This is a genomic window from Spirosoma pomorum, from assembly GCF_054776615.1.
Genome location: NZ_BAAHBP010000001.1, coordinates 603,160 through 623,189, shown reverse-complemented (window position 1 = coordinate 623,189; position 20,030 = coordinate 603,160). Strand labels below are relative to the sequence as shown.

The 20,030-nt window shown below is 40.4% G+C and carries 14 protein-coding genes; 9 read left to right on the top strand and 5 right to left on the bottom strand.

Translation table 11 applies throughout. The features are described 5' to 3' along the window. Nucleotides 1–39: 39 nt before the first annotated feature. The 5 genes from ACYVAD_RS02550 to ACYVAD_RS02530 form a co-directional block, all read right to left on the bottom strand. Entirely contained in the window at nucleotides 40–1,323 is a 1,284-nt protein-coding gene (locus ACYVAD_RS02550) for a citrate synthase (RefSeq protein ID WP_461137894.1), read from the bottom strand. A 205-nt stretch (nucleotides 1,324–1,528) separates the two neighbouring features. Next, nucleotides 1,529–2,791 (bottom strand): metal-dependent hydrolase family protein, encoded by a 1,263-nt coding sequence (locus ACYVAD_RS02545; protein WP_461137893.1) that lies wholly within the window; start codon nucleotides 2,789–2,791, stop codon nucleotides 1,529–1,531. 92 nt (nucleotides 2,792–2,883) lie between these two features. Next, nucleotides 2,884–4,203: a signal recognition particle protein gene (ffh, locus tag ACYVAD_RS02540; RefSeq protein WP_461137892.1), complete on the bottom strand. Its 1,320-nt coding sequence runs from the start codon at nucleotides 4,201–4,203 to the stop codon at nucleotides 2,884–2,886. A gap of 103 nt (nucleotides 4,204–4,306) precedes the next feature. Further along, a complete protein-coding gene (locus ACYVAD_RS02535) occupies nucleotides 4,307–6,217 on the bottom strand; it encodes a DUF3857 domain-containing transglutaminase family protein (protein WP_461137891.1) in 1,911 nt (636 codons plus the stop codon). Between the two features lie 13 nt (nucleotides 6,218–6,230). Further along, on the bottom strand, nucleotides 6,231–8,246 hold the full coding sequence (locus ACYVAD_RS02530) for a transglutaminase domain-containing protein (RefSeq protein WP_461137890.1): 2,016 nt from the start codon (nucleotides 8,244–8,246) through the stop codon (nucleotides 6,231–6,233). Nucleotides 8,247–9,564: 1,318 nt separating this feature from the next. Here ACYVAD_RS02530 and ACYVAD_RS02525 point away from each other — a divergent pair. From ACYVAD_RS02525 to ACYVAD_RS02485, 9 genes are all read left to right on the top strand, one after another. Beyond that, the gene (locus ACYVAD_RS02525) at nucleotides 9,565–10,233 is read left to right on the top strand and encodes a sugar transferase (protein WP_461137889.1); all 669 of its coding nucleotides are present in this window, start codon (nucleotides 9,565–9,567) and stop codon (nucleotides 10,231–10,233) included. Nucleotides 10,234–10,303: 70 nt separating this feature from the next. Further along, the gene (locus ACYVAD_RS02520; protein ID WP_461137888.1) at nucleotides 10,304–12,613 is read left to right on the top strand and encodes a GumC family protein; all 2,310 of its coding nucleotides are present in this window, start codon (nucleotides 10,304–10,306) and stop codon (nucleotides 12,611–12,613) included. 201 nt (nucleotides 12,614–12,814) lie between these two features. Continuing rightward, on the top strand, nucleotides 12,815–14,173 hold the full coding sequence (locus ACYVAD_RS02515) for a lipopolysaccharide biosynthesis protein (protein WP_461137887.1): 1,359 nt from the start codon (nucleotides 12,815–12,817) through the stop codon (nucleotides 14,171–14,173). 18 nt (nucleotides 14,174–14,191) lie between these two features. Beyond that, nucleotides 14,192–15,139 carry a hypothetical protein gene (locus tag ACYVAD_RS02510; RefSeq protein ID WP_461137886.1) on the top strand — a complete coding sequence of 316 codons (948 nt, stop codon included), beginning with the start codon at nucleotides 14,192–14,194 and terminating at the stop codon, nucleotides 15,137–15,139. A 301-nt stretch (nucleotides 15,140–15,440) separates the two neighbouring features. Then, a complete protein-coding gene (locus ACYVAD_RS02505) occupies nucleotides 15,441–16,403 on the top strand; it encodes a hypothetical protein (RefSeq protein ID WP_461137885.1) in 963 nt (320 codons plus the stop codon). Then, nucleotides 16,360–17,148, top strand: a complete 789-nt coding sequence (locus tag ACYVAD_RS02500; protein ID WP_461137884.1) for a glycosyltransferase family 2 protein — start codon at nucleotides 16,360–16,362, stop codon at nucleotides 17,146–17,148. Before ACYVAD_RS02505 ends, ACYVAD_RS02500 begins: the two co-directional genes overlap by 44 nt. Continuing rightward, nucleotides 17,135–17,821: an acyltransferase gene (locus ACYVAD_RS02495; protein ID WP_461137883.1), complete on the top strand. Its 687-nt coding sequence runs from the start codon at nucleotides 17,135–17,137 to the stop codon at nucleotides 17,819–17,821. The genes ACYVAD_RS02500 and ACYVAD_RS02495 overlap by 14 nt, the downstream gene beginning before the upstream one ends. Nucleotides 17,822–17,871: 50 nt before the next feature. Beyond that, complete coding sequence (locus ACYVAD_RS02490) at nucleotides 17,872–18,930, top strand: glycosyltransferase (RefSeq protein WP_461137882.1); 1,059 nt, start codon at nucleotides 17,872–17,874, stop codon at nucleotides 18,928–18,930. Beyond that, nucleotides 18,930–20,030: a DUF1972 domain-containing protein gene (locus ACYVAD_RS02485; protein WP_461137881.1), complete on the top strand. Its 1,101-nt coding sequence runs from the start codon at nucleotides 18,930–18,932 to the stop codon at nucleotides 20,028–20,030. The genes ACYVAD_RS02490 and ACYVAD_RS02485 overlap by 1 nt, the downstream gene beginning before the upstream one ends.

The window sequence follows — 20,030 nt, the reverse complement described above, 5'->3', positions numbered from 1 at the left end:
CACATCCTGACCTTTTTTTATAAGCTGATGTATTAACGCCTAGCGATTTTCCATTGAAACGAACTCCCGTAGTTCCGAGCCAACGTAAATCTGACGGGGGCGGCCGATCGGCTCTTTCGTTTCGCGCATTTCTTTCCACTGGGCAATCCAGCCCGGAAGACGACCAATAGCGAACATCACCGTGAACATGTTCGTTGGAATACCCAGCGCCCGGTAGATGATACCCGAATAGAAATCAACGTTCGGGTAAAGTTTACGCGAGATGAAATATTCATCGTTCAGCGCAGCTTCTTCCAGACCTTTGGCGATTTCCAATACGGGATCGTTCACGCCAAGCTTGCTCAGAACATCGTCGGCAGCTTTCTTGATGATTTTAGCGCGGGGATCGAAGTTTTTATACACGCGGTGACCGAAGCCAAACAACCGGAAGCCTGTTGTTTTCGCGTTCTTCGCCATATCCACGTATTTCGCTACATCACCACCACCGGCTTTAATTTCTTCCAACATCTCGATCACCTCCTGATTGGCACCACCATGCAGTGGACCCCAAAGAGCGCTGATACCCGCTGATATTGACGAGTACAGATTAGCCTGCGATGAGCCTACCAGCCGTACCGTTGAGGTCGAACAGTTTTGCTCATGATCAGCGTGCAGAATCAGAAGAATGTTCAACGCTTCGGTGATGACCGGATCGATTTTGTACTCTTCTACCGGCAGCGCAAACATCATATGCAGAAAATTCTGAATATAATCGAGGTGGTTCTGAGGGTAGTTGATCGGGTGACCCAGTGAGCGTTTATACGACCAGGTGGCAATGGTTGGTAGTTTCGCCATTAACCGGATAATGTCCCGGTCCGACGTATCAGTCGTGCCTTCGTAAGAATCCGGATAAAAAGCGCTCATTCCGCTCACCAATGATGACAGTACACTCATTGGATGCGCATTGATGGGGAAACCCTCCAGCATTTTCCGCATGCCCTCGTTCACAAGCGTGTGACGACGAATGGCGTTTTCGAATTCGGAAAACTGTTCCTGAGTTGGCAATTCACCGTAAATGAGCAGATAAGCCACCTCCAAGAAGGATGCTTTGGCAGCTAAATCTTCAATCGAATAGCCGCGGTACCGCAGGATTCCTTCTTCGCCATTCAGGAACGTGATTGCACTTTTGGTAGCGCCGGTGTTTTTATACCCCCGGTCAAGAGTAACGTAACCTGTCTGATCGCGAAGGCTAGAGATATCGAAGGCTTTCTCGTGCTCGCTTCCTTCTAAGGTTGGAAACGAATACGATTTACCATCGACGGTTAATTCAGCAGCGTTTGCCATACAAAAAAATGGGTAGAGAATATGCTGTGATAAAGAATAGGCAGTTGAATGCACTAAAAGGCGAAAGTTAGTCCAAAAAGCCCAATAACAGACGAAAGCGGGGTAAAAAACCCCTGTTAGTACTATTACGAGTGCTATAAAGTCTGTCTAACGCTATATTTTAGAAATTAATTAACGGGAAAATAATTTACGTCTGTTGATGCGTTTAGCGAGTCGTTGTGGGTTCGTACAATTGTCCTCCCTTCAAAACCAACTTCACGGCCTGCGATCGGATCGCTTCAATTTGCTTAGTAGGATCTCCACCCACAACAACTAAATCGGCCAACAAACCTGGCTTGATACGGCCCCGGTCGTTTACATGAAATACGTCAGCATTGGTCGCCGTCGCCGAACGTAAAACATCCAAAGGTTTCATCCCGTAATCAACCATCATCGCCAGTTCGCGCGCATTATCGCCATGTGAAAATACGCCTACGTCACCTCCAGCACAGATAGTGACTCCTGCGTCCAGCGCTTGCCTGAATGTAATGCGTTTCTGTTTGATACGTTCTGGTTCCGGTTCCTGGCCTTTCTTCCAACCGCGGTACTGACTCACGGCATCGCCTGCCGCCAAAGTAGGGCAAAGAGCCGTACCGTACTGTTTCATCAAAGCAAAGATTTCCGGCGTTCCGGCGTCACCGTGTTCTACTGTCTCGCAACCTGCGAGAATTGCCCGGCGCATACCTTCAGCTGTGCTGGCATGAGCTACTACACCCCGGCCGCTGCTCTTAGCTACGTCAACAATGAGTTTTAGCTCGTCCAGTGTAAAGGTTGGTTTAGCCTCGGCCATAAGGCCCCAGCGGTAGTCAGCATAAATTTTGATGGCGTCGGCACCCTTGCCAATCTGTCGACGAACGGCACGAATCAGTGCATCCTGCCCATCGGCCTCTTCGGCTCCTTGCGGCACATCAAGATCAGGACTAAATCCTTTCGGGCCGTAGCTGCCCGATGCAATCAGCGCCCGCGTCACAACGATCATTCTCGGACCAGGAATAATCCCCTGGTTAATGGCCTGCTTAATACCTACATCGTCGTAGTCAGCGCCCTCGGTACCGAGATCACGAACGGTAGTAAATCCCGCCAACAAAGTACGTTGGGCATGAACGGTTGCCCGCGAGACACGTAACGAGCGAGGCTCGCGCAGCACCTGATCATCCCAGGAGGTTTCGTTGTACGGATGAAGCAGCAAATGCGAGTGACCTTCGATCAGGCCCGGCAGTAACGTAGTACCTTTCAGTTCCAGCACCGTAGCACCCGTAGCGGAAACCGAACCGGCTGGTCCGACGGCTTCAATCTTGTCACCGTTTGTTCGAACTACCCAGCCTTCGTGTACATGCTCTCCGTCGAAAACACGGTCGGGCTTGAGTAGATAAGCTGATTGGGCGAACGTAACGATTGGGAAGAAAAGCAGAAGTATAAATTGTTTCATTCCGATGGGAGAGGGGAGACACGAAAATAGAAAAAGCTGAATAGTGTACACTATCCAGCTTTTTACGTATCGCTGAAATTAGAACAGCCAGCTTACTTCATAAGCTTATTTAGTTTGCCGGATGCCTGCATTGTATTCATTTTCTTCATCATTTTTCGCATTTCGTCGAACTGCTTCAGCAAGTTGTTGACCTGCTGAATGCTCGTACCGCTACCAGCCGCGATGCGTTTTTTACGGCTTCCGTCAATAAGTTCGGGCTTGCTGCGCTCTTTGGGCGTCATCGAGCTAATGATGGCTTCGATCGGCTTGAACGAATCGTTATCGATGTCGAGATCTTTCACCATCTTACCCATTCCCGGGATCATGCCGAGCAGATCTTTGACGTTACCCATCTTTTTGATCTGCTGGAGTTGCGAAAGGAAGTCGTCAAAGTCGAACTGGTTCTTTCGCATCTTGGCGTTGATGCGCTGCGCTTCTTCCTCGTCAAAGGCCTGCTGTGCCCGCTCAACCAGCGAAATTACGTCGCCCATACCCAGAATCCGGCTAGCCATCCGGTCGGGGTAGAAGACGTCGAGCGCTTCCATTTTTTCGCCCGTACTGATAAACTTGATCGGCTTGCTCACGACCGTTTTGATCGATAGTGCAGCACCACCCCGAGCGTCGCCGTCTAATTTGGTCAAGACAACACCATCAAAATTGAGCCGGTCGTTGAATGTTTTGGCTGTGTTGACGGCGTCCTGTCCTGTCATGGAGTCCACGACAAACAGGGTCTCGCTTGGATTGATAGCTTTTTTGACAGCCTCAATCTCCTGCATCATTGCTTCGTCCACCGCCAGACGACCAGCGGTATCAACGATCACGACGCGTTTGCCCGTCTTACGACCATGTTCGACGGCGTTTCTCGCAATACTGACCGCATCTTTGCTGTCAGGTTCCGAATAAACTTCTACGCCAACCTGTTCACCGAGTACTTTCAACTGATCAATAGCAGCTGGACGATATAGATCATCCGCAACGAGCAAAACGTTACGTCCCTGCTTTTTCAGATATGCAGCCAGTTTGCCCGAGAACGTTGTTTTTCCCGATCCTTGCAGACCAGCAATCAGAATGACAGCGGGATCCCCTTTAATGTTGATCCCCTGCGCTTCGCCACCCATTAACTCGGTCAGTTCCTCCTGTACGATCTTAACGAAGAGTTGGCCTGGCTCAACCGAAATCAGTACTTTACGATCGATGGCCTTTTCACGGATACGATCAGTAATTTCTTTAGCTACCTTGTAGTTTACGTCGGCATCCGTCAGGGCACGACGTACCTCTTTGATGGTTGAGGCAACGTTAATTTCAGTAATGCGGCCCTGTCCCTTTAGGGTTTTGATGGCCTTATTAAGCTTATCCTGAAGATTCTCGAACATAGTGTATTCCTAACAATACCACAAAGATAACAGTTTCCAGCGGGCAACCGTCGTTCAGTACCTAGTACCGCCGTTAATCAGGCAACTTTGTGCGTAAGTGGACTTAATTACTTTTCACGAATACCATTTGTGCCCGGTCCGCTTTAGCGATCTTCTTTCGGAAATCAACCCACTCGTTGTAAGCTGATGCTGGATAACGCCCTTGGTGCATAGTTAGGTGACGAACGTATATCAGGCGTTCACCTACCATACTGACCTGGGTAGAATAACGTCCGAATTTTGATTCAATCGTGAGGGGGGCTAGCTGGTATTCCGGCGCATAGCCTTTGGGTAATTGATACGTGATGGTGTCGCTATCCTCAAATTCATAAGCAGTTCCGAGATCAAGTGGCGTCCTACGGTCCTTTGTCAGCGGAGCAACGGATGGTAGCGCCGATAACAGGTTAAGTGGCAGAAATAACCGGGAACCACTGGTCGTTGCCCAGCGACGGACCGCAAGATTCATGGTTTCGGTAACAATTGGAACTGAACCGGGCTGTTCCGCCAGTGAATAGGTCGTTAAGTCAAAAGCGGGAATGGAAATACGTTTCAAAAGCCAGTTTCGCTGGTCATCCTGGCTCATCTGGTGGATTGGCTGTACATAATCATCCTGTTGCAAGCCACTGTATCGGCTGTGCACATCGGCAGTGGCATCGCCCTGATCAGTAACACTAACCAGGATACGCCGTTGCTGACGGTTCTCGGAAGCTTGGTAAGCGGGCGTTTTGACAAGTTTTCCTCCTGATGGAGTAATCAGCAGAACATGGCGATTGCCAGTAAAGTCGCCAACGTAACCCGCCGTTCCATGACCGCTTGTACACTCTAGAAAAGTCGTATCACGGCCATCGGGGACACAAAGAATGACATGGTTAAATTGAAAGCTCGGAAAATCTGTCAGCGCATCCGGGGTGTTGTTTCCTGCCCGAACTAACGCTGGGTAAGCTGTCACACCTGCCGTTTTCAGTAGCGCGGCCATGTAATTCGTCAACGCTTTGCAGTCACCATATTTGCTGTTTGCTACCTGACTAGCTTCGATTGTCTGCCAGCCGCCAATGCCCAGCTGGACACTAACGTAACGGGTGTGATCCTGCAGGAAACGATATAGCTTCTGTACTTTTCCGGCGGTTGTTTTTTCTCCCGCCGTTAGCTCTAAAACCTGTTTACGCAGTGTTTCCGGAATCTGATCCCGTTCAGCGTTGAGCTTATGATAAAACAGCGCCAGATCGTTCCAGGAGGTTAGCGTCCCTTTGTAAGTCTGAACCTCAAACTCGGCTGGGGCTGTGTACACAATTGGAAGTTGTTCTCGGCCGGGCGGAGAAAACAGCTCCAGTTCAATGGCCGCAAGATTCGTTACCTGCCAGGTATATTGTTTGCCGCCCTCCACAGTGGGTTTAGCCGCGACTGATCCAGGTAAGTTCGTTTCCTTGTACCGTAACGTCATGGATGGAGGCATTGTCACAGTAAATAGAGCCCGCTCGACAGCCAAATGTTCTTCACGTTGTGGTATCCAGGTTGGATAGAACATCAGATTACGCTCGCTGGTCTCAACGATAAATTCAACCGTATAGGGGTATGTCGGTTGTTTGGGGAAACGAGCCGCTTTAATACGTTGGTCATCAAAAAGATTGTAGTCTGTATAAGTGCTATAATCCTCAATGTCTGCCTTTTTTAGCTTCTTGATCAATTGCCCATTTGCGTCATACAGCGCTCCCTCAAAACTCGTGACTTTTGACAGTTTATCGTAGGGAACTGTCATGGTAGCGTGTTCGTCGCCTTCCTGGTCTAATACCGTAATAACATTATGCGTTCGCTGCACAGCCTCGCCAACGGATCGGACTGTAAACGTTGTTTCGTGATGCCGCACCACACCATGCGCGTTTTCTAGTAAAGCGGCCGGAATCGAAGTGGCTCTATAGTCGATCTGCGCCAGCGCGGTCTGGCAACAGAGGCCTAGTAGTAATAAATACCGTTTCATTTCCTGTATCGAATTACTTCTTCTCAGCCAACGTAGTACGCTTCAATACAACCTGCTCCGCGTGTTTAGCCACAACCAGATTGAACAGTTCTCGTAGCGCCGGATAGTCATCAGCTGAGTAAGCCGGCTGACGCAGGGAGAATCGACTAACAACCTGCAATTGATTGTCAGGAAGAAGGGCTATCTGATAAATGAATCTACCTCCATTATTAGGTAAAGTGAGGGAGGCTGTTTTCGGTAATTCTTCTACTTCGAATCCTTTAGGAAGTGTGTAGACCGCGGAGTAAGTTTCGTCCATAGGAACGGCCAGATCAACTGGGTAAAGCCGTTTTGGCTCCTTAAAGGGATTATTCGAACGACCTTCAGTGAGCATTGGCCGGAAGTACAGGCGATCACCAGCCTGAGAGCAGGCTTCCGGAATCGTTAGTGTATATGTTGCTTTAAACGAATCGTCCATTGGACTGGCATTTGTAAAGATCGCTTTGTCGATCTGCCAATTCGAATGTTCTTTTCGGATATCGTCCAAATATTTCGCCTGGCCCTGCGTAGCAAATCCCTTTCGGGCGCGCCAGGAATCGTAACCACCTTTTACGTGATCCAGCGTACCAACCATATTGCCGTCTTCACTAATCGAAAAGCGTCCCGAATGAACTTCGCTCTCCCGATCAACCGGAGTTAAAGGAATAAAGCGGGAACCCGTAGCACTGATAAGTCGACCCATTCCGTTCAGGCAATGAATGGGCAACACCCCCGGCTTCAAATAAGGATCAGTAGCATCCAGTAACATGTCTTTACCTCCTATGCTGACATGCGCAACCACGTAATTAAAGCGTTTGATTAATGCGTAAGCCTCGCTGATTCGACCATGATCTCGCGTACTCAAGATGACTGGATTCGCATCTACGTCCATCTCACGTAACAGGGCAACGAGTAGTAGATTGATATCGCCTGCATCACCTTTCTTGTTGTCAAAAACTTTCTTCAAACTTTCGCACGAGAAAGCCGATTCGCCAGTCCACTTGATCGACTGTCGAACGAAATTATAAGCCGCCGTTATCCGAGCCAGAGAATCTTTGTGCTGATCCAGAATTGACTTGGCCGTTTCGCGTAAGAAAGAAGCTCGGTTATATTGTCGTCCGAAGTCAGAGTCAGCAAGCAAAGTTTTGTCGAGTGAGTCCCAATCCAGCGAAAAGTTCTGGGTAGGTTGTGTCGGGAAAGTGTAGCTGGCCAGCTCAAAGTCAATCTTCGATAAATAATCCTCGTCGGTTGTGATGTATGCCTCATCCCGAAAGGCAGGAGCATTCTTAACCGCAAAGCGATAGATAGAAGCCGAACCGTCGTAGCCCGGCAGGAGACGGTCTTCCCGGGTTTTACGTTCGTTAAGGGCTAGTGAAAGATATCCGCCCATGATCATCTTGTAGTAAAAATAATCTGGGATAGCAATTCGATACTCGCTCCAGTTAACCGGTATATCGCGTTGGAATCGCCACGTTCGCGGGCTATGGGACACACTGAATGGTGTACGAATGGTATATTGATAGTCAATAATAGACCCTTCGCGTACGTTTGGTAACGTATATTTCTCCAGAAGATAAGCGTCGGATACTCGTTCCGTGAAGCGACCTGATTTGTTCAGCCGGTCAACTTTAACCACCCCGTCAACCAGGTTATACGTGTATCCATCTATACTGCTGACGACTTCGTGCTTTCCCGCTTTTGTGCGTCGGGCTCCCAACGAAAGTGTAGCCCGCTCATAACCCGACTTTTTCCGAATCAATGTACGGATGTGGTGGGTAAATACTGTCCATATTTCGTTGTTACTAACCTCAAACCGCACATCGCCTAAATCATAAAGGACGACAGCTTCGGCTGTTGAGTCGGTAGCTGTGTTAACGAATTGACCAGGATCAATTTTACCGAACTTAATAGATGGCGCCTGAACGGCAGGGGTCTGACCAAATGCAGTGGACAGAGCAAGACTAAGACTGAGTGCGGATAGCACCCGTAACCAAAACGGAAAGGTGAACATGAATAAGTGGAACGTATTACTTTTCAAAAAACGGGGCAATATACATACCGTATGAAAATCTTAGTACTCTTTCATGTATAAATCTTAAACAATTTGATTGATCGATAGTTGCCTCGGCAGTCATACGCTATTAATAGACGACCACGAAATTTTACCTTAGTTGTATTCTAAAATATACTATTATAATGCTAGTTTCGTTAGTTTTGTCAACTACTTGATGATTTACTATTATAAAGGAATATCGTCTTAAACTAAAGGGTGAGACCTTTTACAATTGTTCAAGTACGCAAAACAGGATGTGTAAAGCAGGATAACAATTACAAACAAGCGCAACAATATTAATTGGCTGTTCCTCATGCAAACCTTAGCAACCTTCGTCATTTTAAGCCGCTTGGCGGTTAGTTTATGTATTACAGGATCATTGACATCGGCGCCTGTAGTTGACGTGTTAGCTCAATCAGCAACCAAACGAGCAACTTACAGCGACACGAAGTCGGTTTCTCACGGCCAGATGAATAACTCAAGGGCTAGTACAACGCTGGCACGAAACACAGTACCTCCGTCTGAAGCTGTCATAGTACCATCTACATTGAAGATGAACCCGGCACCAGATAGAACCGCGAAAAAGCATGACCCCAAAGCGGTTGGCCGCTGCTGGAATCGCCTAATGGAAATGATTCGAGAAGCTAAACTGACTCATAGAAGAGAAGAATAGTGACAACAAACAAAAAGGCCGCTTATCCAGCGGCCTTTTTGTTTGTTGTGAAAATAATTACAAGTAATATCAGCATCGTTATATTTGTATTTTTTTTAGAAAGAATAGGAATAGAGAAAAGATCATTCAAATGCCCCTAAAACGCCGAAAAAGAAGAATAATACAAATTTTTTTCACGATGGATTGAACTTATATACCACTTGCATATATTTGTATGCTTTTACATGCCCCTACAGCAATCAGTAATCAGCACAATAGTTATTAACAAATATGATCTTTATACAGAATAAAAGATTGTATTTGTGCCATAATGAAGTAGCTAGTGAGCTTTTTGTAAGAATGTGTATAAGAATATGCCTATGAAACGAATTAATAGCTTATTCTTATTTTATGTGCAAGATCAATTAGGAATTCTAAGAGTCAACGTTCTTTTGTTTTTGTACTTTTTCTTTAGAAAGAATATTATACACTAATCCAGACCACATAGACATGAATGAAAAGAAGAAATTTACTTGCCACGCTGTATATGAGTAGGTCCTCACTGAACAAGATGTACTTCATGAACACATGAGGTACCGATTAACTATTTGAACAGTCCTATAAATGATTTCTATACAGCCAACCACCTACAATTCAGAGTTAAGCGAATTAGGCACCATAACGAGTAATCAAAACTGGTATACCCAATACGGTAAACGATCTTTTGATGTATGCATATCGTTACTAGTAAGCTTATTCGTACTTAGCTGGTTAGTGCCTATTCTTGGCATCATCATTTTGATGACTTCCCCAGGTCCTGCTCTTTTTATCCAAATGCGCACGGGACGTCGTGGAAAGCCTTTCGCCTGTTTTAAATTCCGGACCATGTATTTTGAGCGTAATCCTGAGTTTGCGCAGGCAACGAAAGGTGATGCTCGAGTAACACGCATAGGCCGATTTCTTCGGAAAACAAACTTGGACGAAATGCCTCAGTTCTGGAACGTCCTGATTGGCGATATGAGTATTGTAGGGCCTCGACCTCATGCGCTACAACACGACAGTCAATACTGGAATGTAATCAATAACTATGAGTTTAGATACACAGTTCGGCCAGGCATCACAGGACTTGCGCAAGTGCGGGGAGCACGTGGTGAAACTGATGCTCTGTTAAAGATGCAACATCGCCTTCGTTACGATCTACACTATATGAAACGTCAATCGCTATCGACGGATGTAAGCTTATGCTGGTTAACGGTAAAGCCTATGTTAACTGGTAAAGTGAACGCTTGGTAAAATGTTGCGAATTAATTCACTGACTTTTTTCTAATAGAAATTCACCAATATCTTCCTGTAAACGATTACTATGAAAACTCAGGACAACAATTATTCTTATGTACCTTACCAGAACGTCGAGATAGAGGACGGGATAAATATCAGAGCTATTTTATTTCGCTATCTAAGGAACTGGTATTGGTTCGCGATTTCTATTGGATTAATGTGTGTAGCAGCTTTCTTTTACCTACGCTACAAGACACCTATTTACAAAAGTCAGTCGAGTGTGCTGATCAAAGATGAGAAGAAAGGTCTGGATCAGGAAAGCGCATTACAGGAGCTTGAAATCTTTGCGCCTAAAAAGGTAGTTGAGAATGAGATTGAAATCCTCAAGTCATATACTTTGATGGATCGAGTAGCACAACAACTAAATCTAACAGTTTCTTATTTCCACGATACACCATACGGAAAGCGAGAAATTTACGAGCAGTCCCCCATACGGCTAATTGTGGAGAAAAGTACTCCCATTCTGTACGAAGACCCATTAGAAATTACTTTTGCCAACAATCAAACAGTTGTCATTAACGGTAAACAATACCCTGTAAACACAAGTGTTGATACACCATACGGTCGGCTACGTGTTTTTACTCGTAAGCCTATCAACAATAAATTAGAACCTCTCTTTGTTGAAGTGACTGATAGAGTCGAAGTGGTGACTGATTTGCTAAAAAGTTTCACGGCTGAACCAACCAGCAAAGCCTCGACAGTTATCGTATTAGGGATCGAAACAGCTGTGCCTGATAAAGGAGTTGCGATCTTGGATCGTTTAATCATGGCTTACAATGAAGCAGCAGTAAATGATAAGAATATAGTTGCTTCCAAAACACTACAGTTCATTGAAGATCGTCTTAACCTTATCTCAGGAGAACTAACTTCTGTCGAGAAAGGTGTTGAAGAATACAAGTCATCACAAGGTATTACTGATCTGGGGACGCAGGCCGAAACATTCTTAAAAGCTGTTCAGGAAAATGATGCACAGCTCAATCAAGTAAATGTGCAATTAGGTGCCCTACAAGATTTAGAAGGTTACGTTAATAAACAGCCTGGCAACAGAGGTGGTACGCCAGCCACGTTAGGTTTAAACGATCCTACGCTCTTAGGTTTAATTGAAAACGTAACAAAGCTGGAAGCTCAACGGGATGAACTAGCTCGCACGACATCAGAAATGAACCCAATGCTACAAACTATCGATAGCCAAATAAAAACGGCTAAGAGTAGCATTGCTGAGAACGTCTCAACGATGAAGAAGATGTTGACAACAGCTAAACAACAATACGTATCAACAAATAATAAGATGGAAGGAGTAATGCGCACTATTCCTAAAAAAGAGCGTGTGTTGATGGACATAACAAGACAGCAATCTATCAAAAATAATCTCTATACATACCTATTGAAGAAGCGCGAAGAAACGGCGGTTTCATTTGCTTCTACTATATCAGACTCTCGTATCATTGATGAGGCTCGCACGTATAAAGACCCGGTAAAGCCTAAGAAGCAAATGATTTTCTTGCTGTTTGCTTTGGGCGGCCTATTAATACCTGTTTCGGTAATGGCAGGTCGTGATATGCTAAACAATAGAATTGTGCGACGGGCGGAAGTTGAAGAATATACTAACGTGCCAATTCTAGGAGAAGTGGTCAAAAAACGTCAGGCAGAATCTTTAGTTGTTGGAAACCAAAGTCAGTCAATCATCGCTGAGCAGATTCGTACGCTACGCACTAACCTTCAGTTCTTGCGCGATAGTCGAGAAGGTAGTCAGGTCTTGCTTTTTACGTCTAGTATAAGCGGTGAAGGTAAATCGTTCGTATCCCTGAATCTGGGAGCTAGTCTGGCATTAGTGGGTAAGCGTACGGTTATCCTTGAAATGGACTTGCGTAAACCTCGTTTACGTAGCTCATTGAATGATATGGCTAATGGAATGGGTTTGAGCAACTATCTATCTGGTGAAGTAGAGCTTAACGAAGTTGTTAAACCAATACCTGACCGGGATGATTATTTCATTATTACATCCGGTCCAATTCCTCCAAATCCTGCTGAGCTGTTAAGTGGCCCACGATTAGAAAAACTTATATCAGAGTTGAGAGATCAGTTTGACTACGTAATAATTGATGCACCACCAATTGGATTAGTTACTGATGCACAAATTATCGCCCCCTTCTCGGATGCAACAATGTTCATTGTACGTCATGATGTGACGCCAAAGAACTCGATGAAGATGATTGAGACGTTATATCAAGAAAAACGTTTTAATAAGCTCAATATTATTTTGAATGGTGTTGGTGACGGAGAAGATCAATATTACAGTTACGGGTACAACAGTAAGGGTTATTACACTAATTAAAAGTAAATTTTCCATTACATTGGCGATTAAATCACCAATGTAATGGAAAATTTTATAAATGTGCGGTACCAATGTGATAAATTGGTGACACGATTTTAAGACATATCATTATTGACTCATAAGAAAATTTGACATGAATAAACGTGATTGTTAACAATAATGCCTTTCTTAACATATTCGTATAGTCAACAGTCGCATAAAATGTTAATAACAGAGAAAATAAAACAGAAAATATACTCATCAGATAATTTATCTAACAAGATTAAAAGTAATGTTGCAAAATCTTTAATTACTAAAATCGGTAGCGTTATAGTAAACTTCGGATTGGTCTCAATACTTATTGATTATATAAACCCTATCCAATACGGAATATGGATAACAGTAAGCTCTGTAATTAGCTGGATTGGTATTCTTGATATTGGGCTAGGAAATGGTCTAAGAAATCAGCTAACAATTGCAATATCAGAAGGTGACTATAAAACAGCTCGGAAATACGTAAGCACAACCTATTGCTGGGTAATCGTAATATCTTCCACAGTGCTTGTCGTATTCTTACCTATAAACTACCTTTTAAACTGGAATGAAATATATGGTGTAAAAAGTATAAGCCTGTCAATAATACAAAAAGTAAATACTGTCTTGTTATTTGGGCTTTGCGCCCAGTTGATAATGCAGACTATAACTAGTATACTATTTTCTTTTCAAAGAGTTGCAACGGCAAATTTTATAGTTTTTTTTAGTCAATTCAGCATTTTGATTGTAATATGCACGTTAAAGAAAAATGTAGAAGGTAATATTGAAGTTATTGCATTCGTATATGCATTGATTCCAAACATAGTGTATTTGTTGTTTACCCTATATTTCTTTACGAAAGATTTAATACATATCTCTCCTTCAATGAAAGAGATTGATCTGAGTTTATCAAACACAATTATAAATAAAGGTTTAATATTCTTTCTTTTACAGGTTGGGTCTGTTATATTAATGTATACAGATAGCTTTATAATAAATAAAGTCGCTGGACCAGAAGAAGTGACAAAATTTAATGTTTCTACAAGACTTTTCTCTACTTTATCAATCGCCTTCGCAGTAATAATTACCCCTTATTGGAGTGCATTTACTGAAGCTTTTTCTAAAAATGATGGTGACTGGGTGGAGAAAAATCTTTCTTTACTTAGAAAGATTTGGCTTGTATTTTCTTTTGTATTTGTACCATTGCTATTTTTACTTTCGAATTTTGTATTTCATTACTGGTTAGGAGATGACATCAATATTGAGGAAAAGCTGCTATGTATAGTAGCTTTATATACTATATCTCAGTGCTGTCTCTCATTGAGTAGTTATTTTCTAAATGGCATAGGCAATTTAAAAATTCAACTATATTTATACATAATATCTAGCGTATCTAATATTCCCTTAAGTTTTAAACTGGGGGAGATGTATGGAACAGCCGGTATCGTCTTTGCAACGTTCATAATTACTTCAATTATGAATTTAGTTTTATGGAAAGAATGCAATCGTACAGTTAAAAAGATGAAGCTAAGTAGTACGATTATTTAGACTTTTTACGTATCCAACATGAAACTACTAATTAATAATAGAAGTAGAAAAAAACACGTGTCTTTAGATGCTCTAGAAGAGTTTGAGGATACGATAGTAAGTGAAAAGTCTACAAAAGTAGTTGAACATAAAATAAATGCCTATTATTTAGTATTTAAGATAATAGAAAAACTTAAACTAGAGAGTTTAATACTACCTATATTACAGAGAATTTTTCGTACAGATTCAGAGTATTTTTCGATATTAATGGGTCCACATTTTGCAAAGTGTTTTCCCTTAATGCTACATTCAAAAAATAATGGATTGTTTATATATGATGCTTGGCCACATACGCATAGTCATATTGATAAAATGATAAAGTTGTTTAATATAAAATATTTATATTTTTCTTCAAAAGAAGTAGCAAGTATATATGGCAAGAGGTTTTTAGACATACAAGTTAGATGGATACCTGAAGGTATAAATCCTGATAGATATAAATGGTATCCATATGAAAATAAAGACATTGATATTATTCAATTAGGGAGAAAGTATGATTTATATCATAATTTAATTGAATATGCAATACAAGAAAAAGGTTATAAATACATATATCAGAAAAATAGTAAATCGATCATCTTTCCAACTAGGGAAACTTTTGTAGAAGGATTAGCCAGATCTCGAATATCAATATGTGTTCCTGCATCTGTGACACATCCTGAGATATCCGGTGGAATTTCGACTGTTACGATGAGGTATTGGCAATCCATGGCATCAAAATGTTTGATTTTAGGTGTGTTACCAGATGAAATGAAAGACTTATTCGATTACAATCCTATTATAATAATAGATATTAGTAACCCAATTAAGCAATTAGAGGAAATACTTTCAAATTATAACAAATATATTCCTTTAATTGAAAAAAACTACGAGCGCGTAGTGTCAGATAATACTTGGCAAGAAAGAGTTAAACTTTTACACTTCTAATAATATTAGATATATGCTATCTCATAATAAATTATTAAGAATAATATCTGCTGTGTATTTATGTGTTGTCCTGTTCTTCGACAAGTCATCTTTTGTAGACTTTTTATTTGGAGTAACTATAGTATCATATCTATTTAGTAAGAGTACGCTTAGTAATATATTTTTAATTCTACTACTACCAGTTTTGCTAAGTCTCTGTATATCGTTTGACTATAACCAATATGATATATATAAAGACATATTTTATCTAGTGTGTCCAATTCTGTTTTTTTTAGCTGGCGTAGTTATATCAAGAAAAGTAATGTTTATTGATCTGATTAGAGCATTAGTTTTCTATAGCACGTGCATAACTTTTAAAAAAATATATTTAAACTTTTTATCTAGTGGAATAGATGGCTTAATTAATCCAATAGGATCAAGATACAATTCAGGTCTTTTAAATGATATAGCACCTGCCCTATTAGTAAGTATTTTTGTTACTATGAAAATAGTGAAAGATAAAACATATAAGGTAAATAATTTTATCCTTTTTCTTAATTTTTATGGAATGTATTTAATGGCATCAAGAATAGATTATTTAATTGCCATTTCTTTTGTTATATCTGTTTTATTATTTTCAAATTATAAGACGAAGATCAAGGTTGCTTCAATACTAATATTTTTCGTTATTAGTTACGGTGTAGTGAAAAGTTTTAGTATCACTACCGATTCCGCATTTATTGATAAGAGTCTGAATTCGCTCAATGAAGTTAATGTATTAAATTACTCCACAGAAGAAGAAATAAATGGTAATTACAGAGGATATGAGACATTTATGGCTTTAAAAGAATTTAATGATGGATCAATTACTGAAATTATATTCGGTGGGTTAGGACGTCTTGTCGATTTAGAAATAAATGTAATGGGCTTACAGGAAGGGGGAATGAGATACATACCTATTTTTCATAATAGCTATATATACATGTTAATCAAAAATGGAATCGCTGGTATATTAGTTTTCGTTATTTTAATTTACAAGACATTTTACGCTGGTTACAAACGGTATAGGCTTGAAAGTAATAATAGCGTTGCCACGACGCATATATACTTTGGATGCCTAGGAAGTATTCTAGTGACCAGCTATTTTATACCCGGTTTCCATTCAGGAGAGTTATTTTTTTTGCAAGTAATGATAGGTTTTTTGTACAAATTATTTGATTACAGTAACTTCAGTTTATATAATGAAAGAAGGTCTGTTCTGCTCAGTCATAATAGCAACATATAATGCAGATAAAACTTTAGAGAAATCGATAAATTCTGTATTAATTCAAAAGAAGCAAGTCTGCCTTGAATTAATTATAATTGACGGTGGCTCTACTGATAAAACTTTGGATATTATAAAAAAATATCAATTAGAGATAGACTATTGGATTTCCGAATATGATAAGGGCATATATGACGCTTGGAATAAGGGTATAAATGCTTCAAAAGGTCAATGGATTCTTTTTGTAGGAGCTGATGATTTTTTACTTCCTGATGCTTTATTTAGTTATTACTCTTTCCTGAAGAACTCAGATAAGAGTATCGATTATATTTCATCAAAAGCATTAATAGTTAGTGAAGAAGGAAAAGGCTTATGGGTCAATGGTGATAGATGGGAATGGCCCAAGTTTTTGCGCAAAATGATGGTCGCTCATCCTGGTTCACTTCATTCGAAGAATATCTATATTAAATACGGCTTATATAATTTACATTATAAAGTTGTAGGAGACTATGAGCTCTTGTTAAGAGCAGGTAATAATCTGAAAGCAGAGTATCTGAATAGAATTACAATAGAAATGACCGAAGGAGGGGCAAGTGACTCCTTGAATGCCGTAATAGAGCACTTTTATGCATCCACTAAGACAGGCGACGCTAATAAATTGTTGACTTTTTTCTTTTGTTCGTATGTTTTCTTAAAAAGTCGTATTAATAAAAATTTTAGGAAGTTCGGGGTAAATTTCAACCGTAGAAATAATGGCCTTCATTAACTTTTTATTGACGAGGCTTAAAGGGGAGATCTATACTTTAGATTCAAGAATTCCAGTCTCCTATATTTTAAGTAAAGTATTAGAAAGAATATTTATGATGATTAAAGGGATCTTTTTATTTACGAATAGAAAGGGAGCACTCTTTATCGGAAAGAATGCAACGTTAAAAGCGAAAACAAAGTTTTTTGCAGGACGGGGGGTGACAGTAGACGATAACTGTTACTTAGACTGCGTTTCTATTGACGGTGTTATATTAGGTGACAATGTTTCTGTTGGAAAGCGAACAGTGATAGAGTGTACGGGAAGCTTGAAACATATAGGTAAGGGATTAGATGTTGGGAAAAACGTTGGGTTAGGCCGGGATTGCTTTTACGGATGCGCGGGTGGAATAAAGATAGGGCAAGATACAATAATTGGTAATTTTGTCAGTTTGCATGCTGAAAACCATAATTTTGATAGATCTGATACACCTATACGTTTACAGGGAGTAAATCATAGAGGAATAAATATTGGCGAAAACTGCTGGATCGGGGCAAAGGTTACCATCTTAGATGGTGTTGTAATCGAAGATGGATGTATCATAGCTGCAGGTTCTGTGGTTGTAGCCGGGCAATACAAAGCCAATAGCATATATGGGGGAGTTCCGGCTAAATTCTTAAAACCTAGATGTTAATAATGAGTATTGACAAACTACTGAGCATTCTAATGGTGGGAAGAAGTAACATGAATACTTCTCCCGGTGGAGATTCAATACAGATAATTAAAACTGCAGAATATCTACGTCTTCTAAATGTTAGTGTTGATATAAAGTTGGCAGATGAAGTCATAGATTATAGCAAGTATGATTTAATACATTTTTTTAACATTATAAGACCTGATGACATATTACCACATCTAAAAAGCGGCAAATCATTTGTGGTCTCAACGATTTATGTTAACTACTACGAATACGAGAGAAAGCATAGAACAGGATTAACATCTGTTCTTTTCAGAATGCTTGACGCTAACAAAATTGAATACTTAAAAGCTTTAGCAAGATCAATAAAAGAAAGGAAAAGTCTTAAATCTAGTCGTTATTTGTTTCATGGGCATAAATCTTCTATAAAGTTTATTTTAAATAGGGCTTTAGCTATATTACCTAATTCTGATAGTGAGTATAAACGATTCTCTGACGATTTTAATGTCGAGATTAAGTATAAAAAGGTTGTAAATGCTATAGATCCTGATCTTTTTTCTAAGTTTGTCGAGCCAGATGAAAAGTACAAAAATTGTATTCTTTGTGTAGGTAGGATAGAAGGGCGAAAAAACCAGCTAAATGTAATCAGAGCCTTAAAAGATACTTCTATTAAGCTTGTAATTGTTGGTAAGTTCTCTCCTAATCATGCTACATATTATAAAAGATGTCTCGATGAAGGTATACAATCAGGAAATGTCGTATTTATAGACCATTTAAACCATAAGGAATTAGCTAAATTGTATAAAGCTGCTAAAGTACATGTATTAGCTAGTTGGTTCGAGACAACAGGTTTAAGTTCTTTGGAAGCAGGCGTGATGGATTGTAATTTGGTAATCACTAGAAAAGGAGATACTGAAGAGTACTTCAAAGATATGGCTTACTATTGTGATCCTGACGATATAAATTCTATTAGAGAGAGTATATTACGGGCTTACAATGACGAAGTAAATAAAGATCTAAAAAATTATATATTGAAAACATATACTTGGACAGAAACAGCTCATCAAACGTTGAGTGCTTATAAGGAAGTACTAAAAATTAAATAATGAAAATAGCTATTACTGGTTCGAGAGGAATCCCGAATAATTACGGTGGGTTCGAGCAATTTGCTGACTTTTTAGCTGTAGACTTGGCAGAAAAAGGTCATCATGTGATAGTTTACAACTCGCATTCTCATCCATATAAAGGAAAAGAATACAAAGGTGTTGAACTTGTACATTGCTATGATCCAGAAGATCATATCGGTTTGGCAGGTCAATTTATATATGATTTCAATTGTATAAGTGATGCGAAGAAGCGTGACTTTGATATCATACTCCAATTAGGCTATACCACTAGTTCCGTTTGGGGGTGGATGTTGCCAAAAAAGCCGGTATTAGCAATCAACATGGATGGCGTCGAATGGATGCGTAGTAAATATCCAAAGATTGTACAATGGTTTCTTAAACATGCTGAGAGATGGGCTACTAATACTAATGACTATTTAATTGCTGACTCTATTGGAATTCAACAGCATTTATCAGACTTATACGCTAAAAAGTCTATTTTTATACCTTATGGATCTTACGTATTTGAGCATCCAGACAAGGAAAGTTTGATGGAGTACGATCTGACTCCTTTAAGCTACAATATGCTTATTGCACGTCTTCAATCTGATAATAGTGTTGATGTAATTTTGGAAGGGATCGTTGAATCAGGTAATAAAGATATATTTCTTGTAGTAGGAAATAATAATACGAAATATGGAAGATACTTACGGAATAAATACGAAAGTCAGAAGAACATAAGATTTATTGGTGGGGTATATGATCAAGAAAAATTAAATAATTTACGTTACTTTTCGAATCTGTATTTTCATGGTCACCGAGTCGGAGGAACAAATCCTTCGCTTTTAGAAGCAATGGGGTCTAACGGACTAATTTGCGCATATGATAATATTTTTAACCGAGCTATACTCGGCGAGGAAGCATTTTATTTTAGAAATTCTACCGATGTAGCCTTTGCGTTAGGCTCCTATTTTAAGAGAGATTTCGATCATTTTTTAGAAAGTAATCGAAAAAAAATACATGATGTATATCATTGGCCTTTGATCACGAATCAATACGAGAATTTTTTTAAAAGTATTCTCTATAAGAAGACTTTATGA